This window comes from Pleomorphomonas sp. JP5 (assembly GCF_023721815.1).
GTDB lineage: Bacteria > Pseudomonadota > Alphaproteobacteria > Rhizobiales > Pleomorphomonadaceae > Pleomorphomonas.
Genome location: NZ_JAMDLI010000007.1, coordinates 88,555 through 104,971 on the forward strand (window position 1 = coordinate 88,555; position 16,417 = coordinate 104,971).

18 protein-coding genes are annotated in these 16,417 nt (G+C 67.3%); 11 read left to right on the forward strand and 7 right to left on the reverse strand.

Going from position 1 to position 16,417, the window contains the following annotated elements; genetic code table 11:
• Window positions 1-49: 49 nt before the first annotated feature.
• The 3 genes from M4J40_RS07385 to M4J40_RS07395 all read left to right on the forward strand — a co-directional run bounded on the left by M4J40_RS07385 (window position 50) and on the right by M4J40_RS07395 (window position 1,688).
• The gene (locus M4J40_RS07385) at window positions 50-616 is read left to right on the forward strand and encodes an XRE family transcriptional regulator (RefSeq protein ID WP_251753313.1); all 567 of its coding nucleotides are present in this window, start codon (window positions 50-52) and stop codon (window positions 614-616) included.
• A gap of 108 nt (window positions 617-724) precedes the next feature.
• A complete protein-coding gene (locus M4J40_RS07390) occupies window positions 725-1,249 on the forward strand; it encodes a GNAT family N-acetyltransferase (RefSeq protein WP_251753315.1) in 525 nt (174 codons plus the stop codon).
• 10 nt (window positions 1,250-1,259) lie between these two features.
• Complete coding sequence (locus tag M4J40_RS07395; protein ID WP_251753317.1) at window positions 1,260-1,688, forward strand: DMT family transporter; 429 nt, start codon at window positions 1,260-1,262, stop codon at window positions 1,686-1,688.
• A gap of 129 nt (window positions 1,689-1,817) precedes the next feature.
• Here the strand turns inward: M4J40_RS07395 and M4J40_RS07400 are convergent, their stop codons facing one another.
• Window positions 1,818-2,420 carry a LysE family translocator gene (locus M4J40_RS07400; protein WP_251753319.1) on the reverse strand — a complete coding sequence of 201 codons (603 nt, stop codon included), beginning with the start codon at window positions 2,418-2,420 and terminating at the stop codon, window positions 1,818-1,820.
• 102 nt (window positions 2,421-2,522) lie between these two features.
• On the opposite strand from M4J40_RS07400, the gene M4J40_RS07405 reads away from it, so the two are divergent.
• From M4J40_RS07405 to M4J40_RS22605, 3 genes are read left to right on the forward strand one after another with little or no spacing between them, the layout of a single operon-like run.
• Window positions 2,523-3,902, forward strand: a complete 1,380-nt coding sequence (locus M4J40_RS07405) for a PLP-dependent aminotransferase family protein (RefSeq protein ID WP_251753321.1) — start codon at window positions 2,523-2,525, stop codon at window positions 3,900-3,902.
• 47 nt (window positions 3,903-3,949) lie between these two features.
• Window positions 3,950-4,105 (forward strand): hypothetical protein, encoded by a 156-nt coding sequence (locus M4J40_RS07410; protein WP_251753322.1) that lies wholly within the window; start codon window positions 3,950-3,952, stop codon window positions 4,103-4,105.
• Between the two features lie 17 nt (window positions 4,106-4,122).
• Window positions 4,123-4,275, forward strand: coding sequence for a helix-turn-helix domain-containing protein (locus tag M4J40_RS22605; protein WP_405030738.1), 153 nt, complete (start codon window positions 4,123-4,125; stop codon window positions 4,273-4,275).
• A 1-nt stretch (window position 4,276) separates the two neighbouring features.
• Here M4J40_RS22605 and M4J40_RS07415 read toward each other — a convergent pair whose 3' ends face one another.
• Both M4J40_RS07415 and M4J40_RS07420 read right to left on the reverse strand, forming a co-directional pair.
• Window positions 4,277-4,720 carry a LysE family translocator gene (locus M4J40_RS07415; RefSeq protein WP_251753323.1) on the reverse strand — a complete coding sequence of 148 codons (444 nt, stop codon included), beginning with the start codon at window positions 4,718-4,720 and terminating at the stop codon, window positions 4,277-4,279.
• Window positions 4,721-4,800: 80 nt separating this feature from the next.
• Complete coding sequence (locus M4J40_RS07420) at window positions 4,801-5,298, reverse strand: DUF2867 domain-containing protein (protein WP_251753324.1); 498 nt, start codon at window positions 5,296-5,298, stop codon at window positions 4,801-4,803.
• Between the two features lie 384 nt (window positions 5,299-5,682).
• Between M4J40_RS07420 and M4J40_RS07425 the strand changes: the two genes are divergently transcribed.
• Together M4J40_RS07425 and M4J40_RS07430 are read left to right on the forward strand one after the other, a co-directional pair.
• The gene (locus tag M4J40_RS07425) at window positions 5,683-6,939 is read left to right on the forward strand and encodes a sodium:proton antiporter (RefSeq protein ID WP_251753325.1); all 1,257 of its coding nucleotides are present in this window, start codon (window positions 5,683-5,685) and stop codon (window positions 6,937-6,939) included.
• 253 nt (window positions 6,940-7,192) lie between these two features.
• Window positions 7,193-7,651, forward strand: coding sequence for a GNAT family N-acetyltransferase (locus M4J40_RS07430; RefSeq protein ID WP_251753326.1), 459 nt, complete (start codon window positions 7,193-7,195; stop codon window positions 7,649-7,651).
• Between the two features lie 275 nt (window positions 7,652-7,926).
• On the opposite strand, the gene M4J40_RS07435 is transcribed toward M4J40_RS07430, so the two are convergent.
• The 4 genes from M4J40_RS07435 to M4J40_RS07450 all read right to left on the reverse strand — a co-directional run bounded on the left by M4J40_RS07435 (window position 7,927) and on the right by M4J40_RS07450 (window position 12,641).
• Window positions 7,927-9,522, reverse strand: coding sequence for a xylulokinase (locus tag M4J40_RS07435; protein ID WP_251753327.1), 1,596 nt, complete (start codon window positions 9,520-9,522; stop codon window positions 7,927-7,929).
• A gap of 225 nt (window positions 9,523-9,747) precedes the next feature.
• On the reverse strand, window positions 9,748-10,035 hold the full coding sequence (locus M4J40_RS07440; protein WP_251753328.1) for a hypothetical protein: 288 nt from the start codon (window positions 10,033-10,035) through the stop codon (window positions 9,748-9,750).
• Window positions 10,036-10,104: 69 nt separating this feature from the next.
• On the reverse strand, window positions 10,105-11,787 hold the full coding sequence (locus tag M4J40_RS22510) for a methyl-accepting chemotaxis protein (RefSeq protein ID WP_251753329.1): 1,683 nt from the start codon (window positions 11,785-11,787) through the stop codon (window positions 10,105-10,107).
• Between the two features lie 74 nt (window positions 11,788-11,861).
• Entirely contained in the window at window positions 11,862-12,641 is a 780-nt protein-coding gene (locus M4J40_RS07450; protein WP_251753331.1) for an HD domain-containing phosphohydrolase, read from the reverse strand.
• An 865-nt stretch (window positions 12,642-13,506) separates the two neighbouring features.
• Between M4J40_RS07450 and M4J40_RS22515 the strand changes: the two genes are divergently transcribed.
• The 3 genes from M4J40_RS22515 (at window position 13,507) to M4J40_RS07465 (ending at window position 16,406) form a co-directional block, all read left to right on the forward strand.
• Complete coding sequence (locus M4J40_RS22515; RefSeq protein WP_251753332.1) at window positions 13,507-14,427, forward strand: AraC family transcriptional regulator; 921 nt, start codon at window positions 13,507-13,509, stop codon at window positions 14,425-14,427.
• A 74-nt stretch (window positions 14,428-14,501) separates the two neighbouring features.
• Window positions 14,502-15,548 carry a S66 peptidase family protein gene (locus M4J40_RS07460; RefSeq protein WP_251753334.1) on the forward strand — a complete coding sequence of 349 codons (1,047 nt, stop codon included), beginning with the start codon at window positions 14,502-14,504 and terminating at the stop codon, window positions 15,546-15,548.
• Between the two features lie 108 nt (window positions 15,549-15,656).
• On the forward strand, window positions 15,657-16,406 hold the full coding sequence (locus tag M4J40_RS07465; protein WP_251753336.1) for an SDR family oxidoreductase: 750 nt from the start codon (window positions 15,657-15,659) through the stop codon (window positions 16,404-16,406).
• The last annotated feature ends 11 nt before the right edge of the window (window positions 16,407-16,417 follow it).

The following is a 16,417-nucleotide window of genomic DNA, read 5'->3' on the forward strand; positions in this document are numbered from 1 at the left end:
CCGGCGCCGGCCGGTTGCCCCACCGCCCACAGTCCACTATCGTGGACGAATGAGCGACAATAACGACATCGACCGCCGTATCGGCGCCCGCATCCGCATCGAGCGCGAGAGCCGCGGCTGGTCGCTGACCGAGCTGGCGACACGGGCCGCGGTGTCGCGCGCCATGATCCACAAGGTAGAGCGCGGCGACAGCAGCCCCACCGCCAACCTCATGGCAAAGCTGTCGGGCGCGCTCGGCCTCAGCATGTCCACGCTGATGGCCCGCGCCGAAGCGCCGGAGGGCCGCCTGATCCGCAAGGCCGACCAGCCGCTGTGGACCGACCCCGGCACCGGCTACCTGCGCCGGCAGGTGTCGCCCCGCTCCGACCTGCCGATGGAGATCGTCGAGGTCACGCTGCCGGCCGGCGGACGCGTGCCGATCCCGGCCTCGGCCTACGCCTTCCTGCGCCAGCTGATCTGGGTGCTCGACGGCGAGCTCACCTTCATCGAGGGCGACACGCGCCACGACATGCGCGAGGGCGACTGCCTGGAACTCGGGCCGCCGACCGACTGCGTGTTCGCCAACGAGTCCGACCGCGACTGCACCTATGCGGTGACGCTGATGAAGCTGAGGTGAGCCGAGCGGCCTCGACCTTGACTTTGGGGCCTTATCTTTGAGGGCTTGTTTTCGTCCGTCCATCATATTAGACAATACGTCGTCATATAATGGACGACGGAGGCTCCCTTGCACATCCGCGACGCGGTGGCGACCGACATTGCCGGCATCACCGACATCTACAATCACGCGGTGGCCCACACCACCGCCATCTGGAACGAACAGGTGGTCGACGTCGCCAACCGCGCCGCCTGGCATGCCGACCGGGTGCGCCAGGGCTACCCCATGCTGGTGGCGGCGGACGAGAATAACGCCGTGCTCGGCTACGCCACCTTCGGCGACTGGCGCCCGCACGATGGCTATCGCCACACGGTGGAGCATTCGGTCTACGTGCGGCTCGATGCGCGCGGCAGGGGCATCGGCGAGGCGCTGATGGTGGCGCTGATCGGCCGCGCCCGCGCACTCGGCAAGCACGTGATGGTGGCCGGCATCGAGGCCGGCAACGCCACCTCCATCCGCCTGCACCGCAAGCTGGGCTTTGCCGAGGTCGGCCGGCTGCCCGAGGTCGGCATGAAATTCGGCAAGTGGCTGGACCTCGCCTTCCTGCAACTGACGCTGGACGATCGCGCCACCCCGGACGCGCCGCGCCCCTGACGGAGGTTCCATGACGATCATCGCCCTGCTGATCGCTGCCGGCGGCGCCATCGTGGTGCAGAACCTGATCATGGCCGAGATCTCCAGCGGCGCGTCGACGCCCATCGTCGCCATGGCCCTCAACGCGCTGGTCGGCGTCAGCCTGCTCCTGGCGCTGCTCGCCTTTCGCACCGGCGCGGCCGGCTTTGGCGAGCTCTCCGCCGCCGTCGGCTGGCGCAACCTCGTGCCCGGCCTGCTCGGCACCTTCTTCGTCTTCGCCAGCCTCGTCGGCTACCAGCGCCTCGGCGCCGGCACCACCATCTCCGTGCTGGTGGCGAGCCAGCTGATCGGCGGCCTGATCGCCGACGCCATCCGCACCGACGGCGCCAGGCTCAGCGCGCCAACGCTGATCGGCGCGGCGATGCTGGGCGTCGGCACGCTGCTGGTGGCAAGGGGATAGGCCATCCGCCCGACGGGCCTGCCAGCCGCAAGTTCGGCGAACTCCGGTTCGCCAACATGCTCTATCTCCTTGTTTTCACGCAACTCCGGACGCAAAACCGGTTCCCACTTTTGCTGGATTTGCTCCAGGTCACATCTCCATCGTCAGGATGGGGTAGAGCGAGGCCACCAGCAGCAGCGCCATGGCGATGTTGAAGGCGCGCAGCAGCACCGGACGGTCGAGAACGCGCTTCAGAAGCGTGCCGAAGCCCGCCCAGGCGGCGACGCAGGGGCCGTTGACCAGCGTGAAGATCGCCGTGACCACCAGCATGTTGAGGAAGTAGCCGTTCTCGGGCGTGTAGGCCGTGATCGCGCCGATGGCCATGATCCAGGTCTTGGGGTTGACCCACTGGAACGCCGCCGCCTGCGCAAAGGTCATCGGCTTGGCCCGGCCAGCGCCGCCGTTGACGCCGCCCGACTGGGCGATCCGCCAGGCGAGGTAGAGAAGATAGGCCGCCCCAATGTAGCGCAGCGCGTCGTGCAGCGGCGGAAAGGCGACGAAAGCCCCGCCGGCCCCAAGCCCCACCGCCAGCACCATCACCGAGAAGCCAAGGTTGACGCCGAGAATGTGCGGAAAGGTGGGGCCGAAACCAAAGTTCGCCCCCGATGCCAGGAGCATGGTGTTGTTCGGGCCGGGGGTGATCGAGGTCACGAAGGCATAGGCCGCGAAGGCGATGATGAGGTCGAGCGTCATGGAGGCCACCTGCTGGAAACCCGCTGTCCGGGGTGGCCGCCAAGCTAAACATGTGACACTATCGCCTCAAACGAAATAGCGTCATGTGACACTTTTAGAACTATGCATCTCGCCTCCCCCTGGACGCCGCGCCTTGCCGCCGAGGGCCGCCCTTCCGAGCGGCTGGTGGCGGCCATCGCCGAGGATATCGCCGACGGCGCCCTTGCCCGGGGCGACCGGCTGCCGCCGCACCGCGATCTGGCCTACCGGCTCGGCATCGGGCTCGGCACGGTCACCAAGGCCTATGGCGTGCTGGAACGGCGCGGTCTGGTGCAAAGCGTGCGCGGGCGCGGCATGTTCGTTTCCGGCCTCGCGCCCCGGTCGGACACCGTCATCGACCTCAGCGTCAACATGCCGCCGCGCGTGCTGGACGACCGCCTGCTCGCCGCCACGCTGGCGCGCCTTGCCAAGCGCCTCGACGCCGACACCTTCGGCGCCTTCATCCCCCCGGCCGGCCGGGCCGACCACCGGGCGCTGGCCGCCGGCTGGCTGGCCGGCCAGCGACTGGAAGCGCCGGCCGACTGCGTGCTGCTTTGCAACGGCGCTCAGCACGCCCTCTCCGTGGCGCTCGCCACCGCCTGCCCGTCGGGCGGCGTGGTGCTGACCGAGGCCACCACCTTTCCCGGCGCGCTGATGCTGGCCCGCAGCGCCGGCCACCGGCTGGTCGGCCTCGCCCTCGACGGCGAGGGCCTGATGCCCGAGGCGCTGGACGCGGCGCTCTGCTCGCCCGCCGTGGCCGGTTCCGCGCCGGTGCTCTACGTCACCCCAACGCTCAACAACCCCACCGCCGCCACCATGGGCGCCGCCCGCCGCCACGACATCGCCCGCCTCTGCCGACGCCACGACGTGACCATCATCGAGGACGACGTCTACTCCGTCTTCGCCGGGCCGGACCTGCCGCCGCTGGCCGCGCTGGCGCCGGAGCGCACGCTCTACGTCAGCGGCCTGTCGAAAAGCGTCAGTCCCGGCCTGCGCATGGGGCTTCTGGCCGTGCCGCCGCCCCTCGTCGATCGGGCGATCGCAGGCCTTCAGGCCACCTCCACCATGGCCTCGGCGCTGTCGTCGATGATCATGGCCGAGTGGCTGGCCGACGGCACCGCCCAATCGGTCGCCGCCACCATCCGCCTCGACACGGCGCGGCGGCACGAGCTTCTCGCCGCCATGCTGCCCGTCCCCCGGGCGGAGGGGCCGAAAGGCTTTCACGTCTGGCTGCCCATGCCCACCGATGCGGCGGAGCGTCTGGTGAACCACGCCGCCGCCATGGGCGTCGTCCTCATGTCGCCGCGCCTGCCGCTGGTCGACCCCACATCGCCCGAGAGCGGCATCCGCCTCAGCCTCGGCACCCCGCCGTTCGACACGCTGAAGCTGGCCCTCTCCGTTCTCGCCGGCCTCCTCACCGGACCGGCGACGCCTCTTGCGATCGCGGCGGCCGACCCCACATGAGCCCGGCGCCGAACAGGACGGACGCGAACAACGGCGGACGGGGAAAAATGGCAGCGGCGGGCAACGACCACGGTTTCTGGTACGACCCCCGCCTGCCCTTCATCGAGGCGCGCACCGTGCGCGACGGCCGGCGCTACTGCTTTGACCCGCACAGCCACGAAACCTTTTCCATCGGCGCCATTCTCGGCGGCGGTACGGCCTGACGCCCCACGCCTACCTGATCGACCGCCGGGTTCAGATCGCACGGGGGCTGATCCCTCGTGGCCGGAGCATCCTGGATGCCGCGCTGGAGACCTTCTTCTTCGATCAGGCCCATTTCCACCGGGCGTTCAAGCGCGCCACCGCCATCACCCCCGGCGAATACGCCCGCTGAATCACACCCGCTCCCAGGCGAGATAACCGGCGCTGAGCACCAGCCGGACCGCCAGCGTCCGGTTGAGCAGCCGGACATGGGCAGGGTTGCCGATCCGCTCGCGCAACAGCGCCCCATGGTGAAAGGACGGAGCGCGCTCCCTGCGACTGGCGTCGATGTCGCCCCGGTCGAAGGCCAGCTTGAACGCCATGTAGAACAGGAAGGCGATGCCCGCCCATTTCACCACCGGCATCAGCGTCGGCAGACGCCCGACCGCGTCGTTGAGGCCATAGCCGGTCAGCACCAACAGCGCTGTGAACCCCACCGTGGCGCCGCTCACATAGGCAAACGACCGGCGAAAGCCGTGCTGGATGCCGGAGGCCAGCGCGATGACGTTGACCGGCCCCGGAGAGATCGAGGCGGCCAGCGCGAATGATGCCATCGAAAGCAGGATCGTGGTGTCCATGAGCGCTCCCATTTCAGTCGAGCCCTCATAGCAACCGCCCCCGGCGGGGCTCTTGTAAGAAATTGCCTTGGCAAGCAGGTTCACGCGGCTGGCGTGGTCCGCGCGTCGAGCTGGCGCTTCAGCCGCCTGAGATAATGATCGACGATCAGCTTGTGCGCCGGCCCGACCGGCAGCATGTAGACGCGGCCGAACGCGTTGTGGGTGACGACCGAGGCGGTCACCGTCAGCAGCCGCTCGACCACCGAAACGCAGATCATCACGTCGAGATGCCGGTCGCGCTCGGTCAGCACCAGCGCGTCCGGCGCGGACGCCTCCACCAGAAAGAAATCCAGCCGGTCGCCGACCTTCGCATCGCTGCGCTGCCGCCCCGAAAAGCCGCCGATCCGCCGCACGCCGAACAACGCGGAAATCGCATCCCGCGCGCGGAACGCCAGCCGCATCAGCGGCCCCGGCTCGCCAGTCATCAGGTCCCAGGCCTGAAGCGGCGTGATGTCCACCGGCAGCGCCAGCGAGCGGGCATCGTAATAGTCGAGTTCGGCCGGCGGACACAGGGTGCGAACGGGCGAGGCGCTGTCCAAAACGAGGCTCCCGAGGTTGGCGACCGTGCAGAGGGCGCAACGCCAGCATACGAGCGATAGAGCCCGATATCACCCCCTCGCCCTTTCCGGCCCGAGGTCCACCTTGCATTCGCCCGCGAATGCAAGCGGCCTTCGCGCAGGATGACGAATTATGTTTATGTTTTTGTTATCTAATTCTACCATCCTGCGCGAAGGCGCAGGACCTCATGCAGAAAGAGGTGAACCGCCGATATCACGCTCCCGCTTCCCCTCCCCCTCACCGCTCCCAGGCGCGCCAGCTCGGGCGGAACGGCATCGAACCGAACGTCGTCCTCCCCTTGAACGGAACCTTTTCGCCCCTCGCGCATTGCCCCTACACGGGGCACGTCGCGAAAGGGGGCAGGTTTGGAGGTTTTCGGCTGGGAAATCGGCGCCTATCCGGCGACCATGGCTGGCGCCGGTCTGCTGATCGCCCTGGTCGCCTGGTTGCCGCTGTCACTCCGTCGCCTGCCGCTGTCGCTGCCCATCGTCTGCCTGATCATCGGCGCCCTGGTCTATGCCGGGCCGCTGCCGGTGCCGGACACCTCGCCGCTTGCCCATCCCTATCTCACCGAGCGCCTGACCGAGTTCGTGGTCATCGTGGCGCTGATGGGCGCCGGGCTGAAGATCGACCGCCGCTTTTCCTTCCGCGGCTGGGTCGCCACCTGGCGGCTGCTCCTCGTCACCATGCCGCTGTCCATCCTCGCCATCGCGCTCACCGGCGTCACGGTGCTGAGCCTCGGCGGCGCGGCCGCCTTGCTGCTGGCCGCCAGCCTCGCCCCCACCGACCCCGTGCTTGCCTCCGACGTGCAGGTGGGCCACCCGCTGGAAGGCAAGGAGGACGCCGCCCGCTTCGCGCTGACCTCCGAGGCCGGGCTGAACGACGGCTTCGCCTTCCCCTTCGTCCACCTCGCCATCGCGCTCAGCCTCACGGCCACCGGCGGCGAGCCATGGTTCGCCCGCTGGCTCGCCCTCAACGTCGTCTGGGAGATCGCCGCCGGCATCGCCTGCGGCTGGCTGGTGGGGCACCTCTTCGGTTGGGCGACGTTCAAGATGCCCGGCGACGCGCTGGCGAAAACCGGCGACGGCCTCGTCGCCATCGCCGCCACCTTCGTCTCCTACGGCGTCTCGGAAATGCTGCACTGCTACGGCTTCTTCGCCGTCTTCGTCACCGCCCTGACGCTGCGCAACTCGCACCGCGACCACGACTTCCAGCGCGACATGCACGACATCACCGAGCAGATCGAGCGCCTCACCATGATGGCCCTGCTGCTCGCCTTCGGCGCCGCCATCGCGGCCGGCCTGTTCGCGGCCGTCGGCTGGGTCGACATGCTGGCCGTGGCGCTGATCCTCCTCATCATCCGCCCCCTTGCCGGCCTGGTGGCGCTGATCGGCATCCCCGCCACCCTCTCGGAAAAGCTCACCATCGCCTTCTTCGGCATCCGGGGCGTCGGCTCCTTCTACTATCTCGCCTACGGCCTCAACCACGGCGCGTTCCGGGAGGGCGACCGCCTGTGGGTGATCCTGTCGCTGGTCGCCTTCGTCTCCATCCTCATGCACGGCCTCACCGTCACCCCCGCCATGCGCTGGCTCGACCGCCGCCACGGCCGCGAGGTGGATTGAGGGTGCAGCGAAGACGGTCGGGAGCCCGATATTAGCCGCGCGCCCTTTCCTGCCTGAGGTCCTGCGCCTAAAGCGCAGGATGACGTTCTATGGAAGGGATAGCGAGCGGCTACCTCTTTGTTTCATCTATATAAAGCCGTCATCCTGCGCTTTAGGCGCAGGACCTCGGGCAGAATGGAGCTCAACGCCGATATCGCGCTCCAAATGACCTGAACCCGATACCCGAAAGGGATGGCTGGACAGCGATCCCGCCTTGCTCCATGTCTGGACGATGCGCCCCATCGTCGGCATTCTCCCTGATGAGCCGACCGCCGACGAGCGAGACCAGCTCCTCAAGTTGCTGCTGGACTTCAACGCCCCGCATACCAGCCATATCGCGGAGCGGACCAACCTCGGCATCCTGCTGAGACGGCCCGACACGGCCGAAATCGTCGGCGGCCTCTACGCATCCGACGAATACAACTGGCTGTTCATCAGGTATCTCATCGTGCCGGAAGCGCTGAGAGGCCAGGGCCTTGGTGCGCGTCTGATGGCGGAGGCCGAGCGGGTGGCCCGCGAGCGCGGCTACCTCGGCATCTTCCTCGACACCTTCGATTTTCAGGCGCGACCGTTTTACCTCAAGCTCGGCTTCCAGCTGATCGGCGAACTCGACGGCGACGCCCAAACGCCCCGCCGGTTCTTCCTGAAGAAGGTGCTGACGAAGCAAGCGTGACGCCCGATATCAACCGCTCGCCTTTTCCTGCCTGAGGTCCTGCGCCTAAAGCGCAGGATGACGTTCCATGGGAACGGCAGAAGGACGAACGAGCGTCTAACACATTGTTTAAAATATATAAAACTGTCATCCTGCGCGAAGGCCGCTTGCATTCGCGGGCGAATGCAAGGTGGACCTTAGGACGGTAAAGCGAGGGGCCGATATCGCGCCCCCAAAACAAAAACATCCCCGGCAGCGCAGGCCACCGGGGATGTTCCATCTTCCACACAGCGCTCTCAGCTGATGGCTTCCGTGGCGGCCTTCTGGATCGCCAGCCCAGCCTCGTACTGCTTCAGCCAGGCGCCGTAGCCCTTCACGTCCTCGGCGTCGGGCTTGGCGACGTCCAGCTTGGCGCCAGCGAACACCCGCTCGCCCAAGTAATCGCCGAGCACCTTGCCCTTGCCGCTCCTGAGATACTCCGCCAGCACGGCGATGCCCCAGGCGCCGCCTTCGCTCGCCGTGTCGCCCACCGTCACCGGCGCGCCGATGGCCGCCGCCAAGAGCCGCTGCGCCACACCGGCCGTCTTGAACATGCCACCGTGGGCGAACATCGAATCGAGCTTCACGCCCTCGTCGGTGAGCACGTTCATGCCCAGGCTCAGCGTGCCGAAGGCGGCGTAAAGCTGGGTGCGCATGAAGTTGGCGAGGGTGAGGCGGCTGCCGGGGGTGCGCACCACCAGCGGGCGGCCCTCGGTGAGGCCGGTGATCGGCTCGCCGGCCAGATAGTTGTAGGCGAGGAGCCCGCCGCCATCGGCCTCGCCCTTCAGCGCCGCCTCGAACAGCGCGCCGAACACGGCGTTGGCGTCCGACTTGCCGCCGATCGCCTTGGCGAATTCGGTGAACACGCCGGCCCAGGTGCCGAGCTCGCTGGCGCCGTTGTTGCAGTGAACCATGGCGACGAGATCGCCACCCGGCGTCGTCACGATGTCGAGCTCCTCATGCACCGTGGTCAGCGGCTTTTCCAGGACGACCATGGCGAAGATCGAGGTGCCGGCGCTGATGTTGCCGGTGCGCGGCGCCACGGCATTGGTCGCCACCATGCCGGTGCCGGCGTCGCCTTCCGGCGGGCAAACCGGGATGCCGACGCTGAGCTTGCCGGTGGGGTCGAGCAGCTTGGCGCCCTCGGCGGTGAGCGAACCGGCGTCCTCGCCGGCGACCAGCACCTTCGGGAACAGCTTGGCCGCATCGAGGCCCGACTTGTGCGCCTTCACCATCTCGCCGAAGCGCTTCATCATCGGCGCGTCGTAGTCGTGGGTGGCGGCGTCGATCGGGAACATGCCCGAGGCATCGCCGACGCCGATCACCTTCTGGCCGGTCAGGCGCCAGTGGACGAAGCCGGCGAGCGTGGTGATGAAGGCCACCTTCTCCACATGCGGCTCGTTGTCGATCACCGCCTGATAGAGGTGGCTGGCCGACCAGCGGAGCGGGAAGTTGAAGCCCAGCGTCTTGGTCAGTTCGGCGGCGGCGCGCTCGGTGTTGGTGTTGCGCCAGGTGCGGAACGGCACCAAGAGCTTGCCGGCGGCGTCGAAGGCCAGATAGCCGTGCATCATCGCCGAGAAGCCGAGAGCGCCGACCTTCGCCAGCTCGACGCCATAGCGCGTCTTCACGTCGGCGCTGAGCGCGGCGAAGGAGGCCTGCAGGCCCGCCCAGATCGCCTCTTCCGAATAGGTCCACAGGCGATCGACGAACTGGTTCTCCCAGCCGTGGGTGCCGGTGGCCAGCACCTCGTGGTCCGGCCCGATCAGGCAGGCCTTGATGTTGGTGGACCCCAGTTCGATACCCAGCGATGTGCGCCCCTCGGCGATCGCCGCGGCCTTGGCCTGCTGCGTCATCGGCTCTCAACTCCCTTTTGACGGTGTCCGCTTTGCGCGGCGACCTCTATGATCGTTATCCTCACCATACCGCAAGACGCCTGTCGATGAGTAGTGACAGGTACCGCCAAGGATATGGAGGATGCTGCATTTTGGGGGAGAAGCGGCTGCGGCGACCGGAAAAGGCGCGGTTTGGCGGGCTTATGCCGCTTGAACCGGAGGATGCCGGATCAAACGGAGCAGGCGTTACGCCTCGCGTTCGCTCGCCACGGCCGAGGTGATGCAGGCGACCAGGCCGAACAGCAGCTGCCGCGCGCGGATCCCCTCCTCGGAGTTGATCGGGAAGCGTTCGGTCAGCGCCCGCGCCTGACGATAGACGTCGGCATAGCGGGCGAGCGCGGCCGAGTTGCACTCGGCCTCAGCCTTGGCGACCTTCTGGGTGAAATCGTCGATCGCGGCCTGGAACAGGTCCTCGGCGCGGCCGAACAGGCGGTCCCGGCTGGCGTCCGAGAGGGGGATCTGGGTCACGGCCATCACGGGCTCCTCCGGCGGATGGATGTGTCGTGCCCCGGGGCGCGGCGAGGCGCCCCGGGCGTGGAAGCGTCAGGCGATGGCCGCGAGATCCTTGACGAAGGTCTCCACCGACGTCTTGAGGTTGGCCGCCTTCTGCGACAGCCCGCCCGACATGGTCATCAGCTGGGTGGAGGCGGCGCCGGTCATCTCCGCCGCCTGGCCGACGCCGGAAATGTTCTGCGTCACCTGCGCGGTGCCGGTGGCCGCCTGCTGGCAGTTGCGGGCGATCTCGTCGGTGGTGGCGCCCTGCTGCTCCACGGCGCTGGCGATGGCCGCCGACACGTCCTTGATGCCGCCGATGGTCTTGATGATCTCCGACATGGAGCTGACGGTGCCGTTGGTGGCGGACTGGATCTCCGACACCTTCACCTCGATCTCCCCGGTCGCCTTGGAGGTCTGGTCGGCCAGCTGCTTCACCTCGGCGGCGACGACGGCGAAGCCCTTGCCCGCCTCGCCGGCCCGCGCCGCCTCGATGGTGGCGTTGAGCGCCAGGAGGTTGGTCTGGTCGGCGATGCCCCTGATCAGGTTGATGACGTCGCCGATGGCCGAGGCGGCCTCGGCCAGCGTGGCGATGCGCTCGTTGGAGGCCTGCGCCTCCTGGAAGGCGCTGTCGGCGATCTCGGCCGAATGGGTCACCTGGTTGGCGATCTCGCGGACGGACACGGCCATTTCCTCGGACGCGGCGGCCACCGTCTGCACGTTGGTGGCCGCTTCCTCGGCGGCGGCGGCCACGGCCTGCGCCTGGCGCGAGGTTTCCTCGGCGGTGGCCGACAGCCCACGGGCGCTGGCGGCGACCTCGTCGGACGTCTGGGCGAAGATGCCGGCCATGTCCTGCATCTCCGCCACGAAGCGCTCGCCCACCTCGTTGCGGTGGATCACCGAGCGGCTGGCGGCCTCCTCGGCCTCCTTCTGCTGCTGGCGGATCTCGTCGGCATGCACGAGATCGGCACGCAGCTTGAGAAGCGAGTTGGCGATGGCGCCCACCTCGTCCTTGCGGTCGGTGTGGGGCACGTCCACCTGCAACTCGCCGCGCCCGAGCGCCTCCATCACGGACAGCGACTGCCTGACCGGCCCGACGATGAAGCGCCGCGTCAGGACGATCGAGACGCCGATCATCAGCAGGCTGCTGATGACCATGACGAGGCCCGAGACGACCTCGGCCCGGACGGCGATGTCGTCGGCGGCAAGGTCGAGCCGGTCGCGTTCCTTGTCGATCGACCTGTTGAAGGCCACCGCCTCGTCCGTCTGCTTGTCGATGGCGGCGAGACAGCTGCTCTGCATGGTGCGGAAGGCGGGGCTGCCGGCCTTCACCATGCTCACCGCGCCCTTGCAGGGGCCGTTGATGACCTGCTTGGTCTTCTCGGCCAGCGAAGCGAGCTTCTCGGTCCCGTCCGGGTAGGCCTTGATGGCGAGGGACATCTGGTAGTCGTAGCTGGCCATCGCTAGGTCGACCATGCCTCCGGCCGCCGCGACCTCCTCCTTCGAGCCGGCAATCGCCATGGCCAGCAGGCCCGCCTCGATCTGGCGGATGTCGCGGTTGCCGCGCGACAGCGCGGTGGTGGCCGCCGCGGGGCCGTCGATGATCCTGCCGTTCACCTCATTGACGGCGTCGATTTGCGTCCCGGCATAGACGATGACGCCGCACGACACGACGGCCAGCAACGCAAGCAGACAAATGACCTTCCACTGCAGGGCCAGATTCTTGAACGACACGACACGTGCTCCTTGATGTCATAGGGTGCAACGGACCTCGGAGCGATCTCTCGAGGTCGTCCATTGGAGTTGGATCAGGACGGGCCCGCCGCGAGGCCGAGGCCGGCGCCCAGGGCGCTGACGACACCGCCGTCGAGCTTGCCCGCGGCGACGAGGTCGGAGAGGATGCCGAACGCCTTTTCGGCGCTCAGGGCGGCGCGATAGGGCCGATGTTCGGTCAGCGCGCCGAAGACGTCGCCGACGCTGACGCAGCGGGTTCTGAGCGAAATCTGGTTCGCGGCGAGCCCCAGCGGATAGCCGGAGCCGTCCAGGCGCTCGTGGTGGTGGCGGACGATGTCGAGCACCGCGTTCCAGCCGAAAACGCGCTTGTCGCAGATGCTCTCGTAGCCGGCCTCGGAATGCTGCCGGATCTTCTCGACTTCCGCCGGCTTGAGCTCGCGGCTGAGCCGCAGCAGGTCGATGGGCAACGAAAGCTTGCCGATGTCGTGCAGCAACGCCCCGACGCAGATCGAGGCATGTTCCTGGCGAGAGATCCCCAGGCGTCGGACGATGATCATGACGAACTTCATCGTACGCACGCAGTGGCGGAAGGTGCTGGGGCAATGATGCCGAAGCGCGGCGAGAAGCGGGATGACCTTGGCGTCGGCGAGGTCCTGATAGGCCTCATGGAGCGTGGAGACGTCGCACTCGCTGCGGACAAGGCCGGCCAGGACGAGCAGCGCCGTCCGCCTCTCCGGGAAGGCCATACCCGAGAAGGTGGAGGCGGTATCCAGCGCGGCGCGCCTTTTCGCAACAAGCGACTGGGGAACGCCGACTTCCGAGGTCTCCGCACCCGAAAAATCTCGTCCGAACACGCTATCACCAACCTTTCTGCGTACGGCACGGCGTTCACCATGCGTCCGACCGAACAGCGGGAGGCATGAAACGGCGGTGACGCATCGCGATGGCCATGCAACAACCCGTGGATCAAGGTCATTCCCATCCGACTTCCGCGACATCTGGACGAAAGCGCCCTGCGAGGCGTGGGAAACCTGACGAGCGAAGCAGCAAGTCCGCCGGATCTTGAGTCACCGGGCCTGCCTCGAAACTCGCCGGGATGGCGCCGGCGACTTCGAGACCCGGCGCGGGCGGACCCGAAGGCCCGCGAGCGCGGAAAGCACAGAAATCGAAGCGTCAGCCCCAGCCGAGGTTCAGGTCATGTTTCCCTTACCCGGTCGAACGATAGGGACGCCTTTACTGATTTCCGGCTAATGCGTATTTTGTGCAGCCCCGCGCAATTTGTACCAGAGCATTCGCCAACCACATTGAAACATTTGGTCGTCCTGCGAATGCTCCAGATTCATTTGCTGGAGCACCCGCGATGCGACCGCCTTCGCCGCGCGCGCCCTTTGGCAAGACCGCAAGCAAGAGCGGCCACACGCGCCCTCGCGGCACTGATCGTCCGAATGGATTTCCACGATCCAGAACCTAGATCGGATACATAATCGTCATTGTTCTCTGTCGTTTGACAGTGACAAAAGGCTCGCCAGTGTCTATCGAATAGATACCAGTACCGAGATCGAATCCTTTCAGCACGCAATCCGGCCGCCCTCCTCGTATTCGAAGGGCGTTGCCGAGTTGCGCAATCTATACACACTAAAAATAGAGATCGGCATGAAGGGCACAACCACTCGATCCGGCCGGACCAGCTTCAAAAGTGTCTACAGAAATGTAAACGATGTGAACGATCTTCTGTCACTCATCTACGACGCGCCCGTTCACCTCAAGGCACTGAATGACGACGACTTCCTGTTCCGAACATCCAACTACGGCGATCAGGCTTTCCTGCTCTGCGATTCCTACACCAGTGGCGTCAGATCTTCGTTCGATTCTGACAACGATGACATCGTTATTAAAATCCGCTCGCGCGGCGGCTACGAGATCAGGACCCGGAGCGACGAGTACCACCTCTCGCACGACATCGGCTTCGCCTACACCGCCAGCCACGCCATCGGCTACTCGACAGCGCAGGCGACGGCCATCTCCACCATCCAGATCAAGCGCTCGGTTTTCGATCAGACCCTTGAACAATACTCAGAAAACATACCCCATCGCTGGTCGGGCATTCGGGAGTTTCCCATCGGCGGCGGTTTCGGCAACCTGATACAGGCGCTGATGAACCGCTACCGCGAGAACTTCGACGGCCGGCCGCACTGCACCTTCTCCGAAACCAGCCTGCAGCTCATCCAGGATGCCGCAATCGTTGCGATCGCCGAGCTCGTCACCGGCGGCCTCGACGCAGCGAGGGGCGAGCGCGTCAGCGCCTCCCATCGCAACGTCATGCAGGCCGTCGACATGATCAACTGCCAGACCACGCCGCTGACCATCCACGACCTCGCCGCCGCGCTGGGCATCAGCGTCCGCGCCTTGCAGGACGGCTTCCGCCGCCATCTCAACCAGTCGCCGCACAACCTGCTGAAGGCCGGCCGGCTGGAGGGCGCCCGGCGCGACCTGATTTCCGGCAAGGTGACCTCCGTCCGGGAGGCGGCGACCAAATGGGGGTTCAGCAACCTCGCCCGCTTCAACCAGGAATATCGTGCGGTCATCGGCAAGTACCCGAAGGAGACGCTGGACATCTTGCACGACGGCGGGAAAACCTGACGGCCGGCGGACGCGGCTGCTTCCCAGGCCCGGCCGATTTACCCTATCCTGCCCCGAGTGGAGAGGGGAAGCCGATGGTGTCCTGGATCAAGCCGCCGCGTCTGAGGCCCGGCGACAGCGTCGCCGTGGTCTCGCCCTCCTGGGGCGGGCCGGGCAGCTTTCCCCACCGCTACGCGGCCGGCAAGCGCCAGCTGGAGGAGACATTCGGCCTCAAGGTCGTCGAGATGCCGCACACCCTCGCCCCGGCCGATCACCTCGCCAAGCACCCCGAGGCGCGCGCGGCCGACCTGATGGCCGCCTTCGCCGATCCCGGCATCGCCGGCATCATCGCTTCCATCGGCGGCGACGACTGCATCCGCCTGATGCCGCACCTCGACCTCGGGGTGGTCGCCGCCAACCCCAAGGTGTTCCTCGGCTTCTCCGACACCACCTCGCTGCATTTCGCCTGCGCCGCCGCCGGCCTGCGCTCGTTCTACGGCCCCAGCGTCATGGCGGGCTTTGCCGAGAACGGCGGCATGCACGGCTACGTCGTCGAGTCCCTGCGCAAGACGCTGTTCGACGCCGAGCCGATCGGCCTCATTCCCCTCAACGACGAGGGCTGGACGGCCGCCCGCGACGACTGGAGCCGGCCCGAGTTGCGGGACCAGGCGCGAAAGCTGCAACCCGCCGATCCGCCGCGCATCCTGCAGGGCGAAGGCACGGCGCGTGGCCACCTATTCGGCGGCTGCGCCGAGGTGATCGAAATGGTCAAGGCCACGGCGTGGTGGCCGCCGCTCGATCAGTGGCGCGGCGCCATCCTGTTCTACGAGACGTCGGAAGACGCGCCGCCGGCCCAGTTCATCCGCTACTGGCTGCGCAATCTCGCCGCGCAGGGCATCCTCGGCGTGATCGAGGGCATCCTGATCGCCCGCGCCGATCCCAAGGGCGACCCCACCTATCAGGCCGCCATCGAGGTCGCCTTCGTCGACGCCCTCGCCGAAGCCGGCCTTGCCACCCTGCCCGTGCTCACCGGCCTCGACTTCGGCCACACCCAGCCCATGCTCACCCTGCCCTATGGCGCCGAGGCCGAAATCGACTGCCGGAGCGGAAGGCTGACCATCCTGGAGAGCGGGGTGACGTAGAACCGCGCTCGCCATTTTCGGCTGTCATCATCCCGCGTGGCGAAAATCGGGTGTCTGGCGGCAGCCGCCATTTCCTATCTCGGTCTCCCCAAAACAAAGGAGAAAGAGATGGGAATCCTGGACAACAAGGTGGCGATCATCACCGGCGCATCGTCGGGCATCGGGCGGGCGGCGGCGCGGATGTTCGCGGCCGAGGGTGCGGCCGTCGTGCTCAACGCGCGCGGCCCGGCGGCGCTGGAGGCGGTGGCCGACGACATCAAGGCCCGGGGCGGCAAGGTGAGCCTCGTCGTCGGCGACGTCGGCGATGCCGCCTGCCACGACGCGCTGGTGGCCGAGGCCGTGAGCGCCTTCGGCGGCCTCGACATCGCCTTCAACAACGCCGGCACCGTCGGCGCCCTGAAGCCGCTGGCCGATCTGACGCCCGACGAATGGCAGTCAACGCTGACCACCAACCTCACCTCGGCCTTCCTGGCGAGCCGGGCACAGATCTCCGCCATGCTCGCGCGCGGCGGCGGCTCCATCGTCTTCACGTCGAGCTTCGTCGGCACCAGCGTCGGCCTGCCCGGCATGGGTGCCTACGCCGCCGCCAAGGCCGGGCTGATGGGCCTCGTCAAGACCATCGCCGCCGACTACGGCGCCCGGGGCATCCGAGCCAACGCCCTTCTGCCCGGCGGCACCGACACCGGCATGGCCGGCGATCAGGCCCAGAAAGACTGGGCCGCCGGCCTCCACGCCATGAAGCGCCTCGCCCAGCCGGAAGAAATCGCCAACGCCGCCCTCTTCCTCGCCGGCCCGCACTCGAGCTTCGTCACGGGCTCGGCGCTCTACGCCGATGGAGGGAACGCAGCGGTGAAGTGAGGCGGACAAGA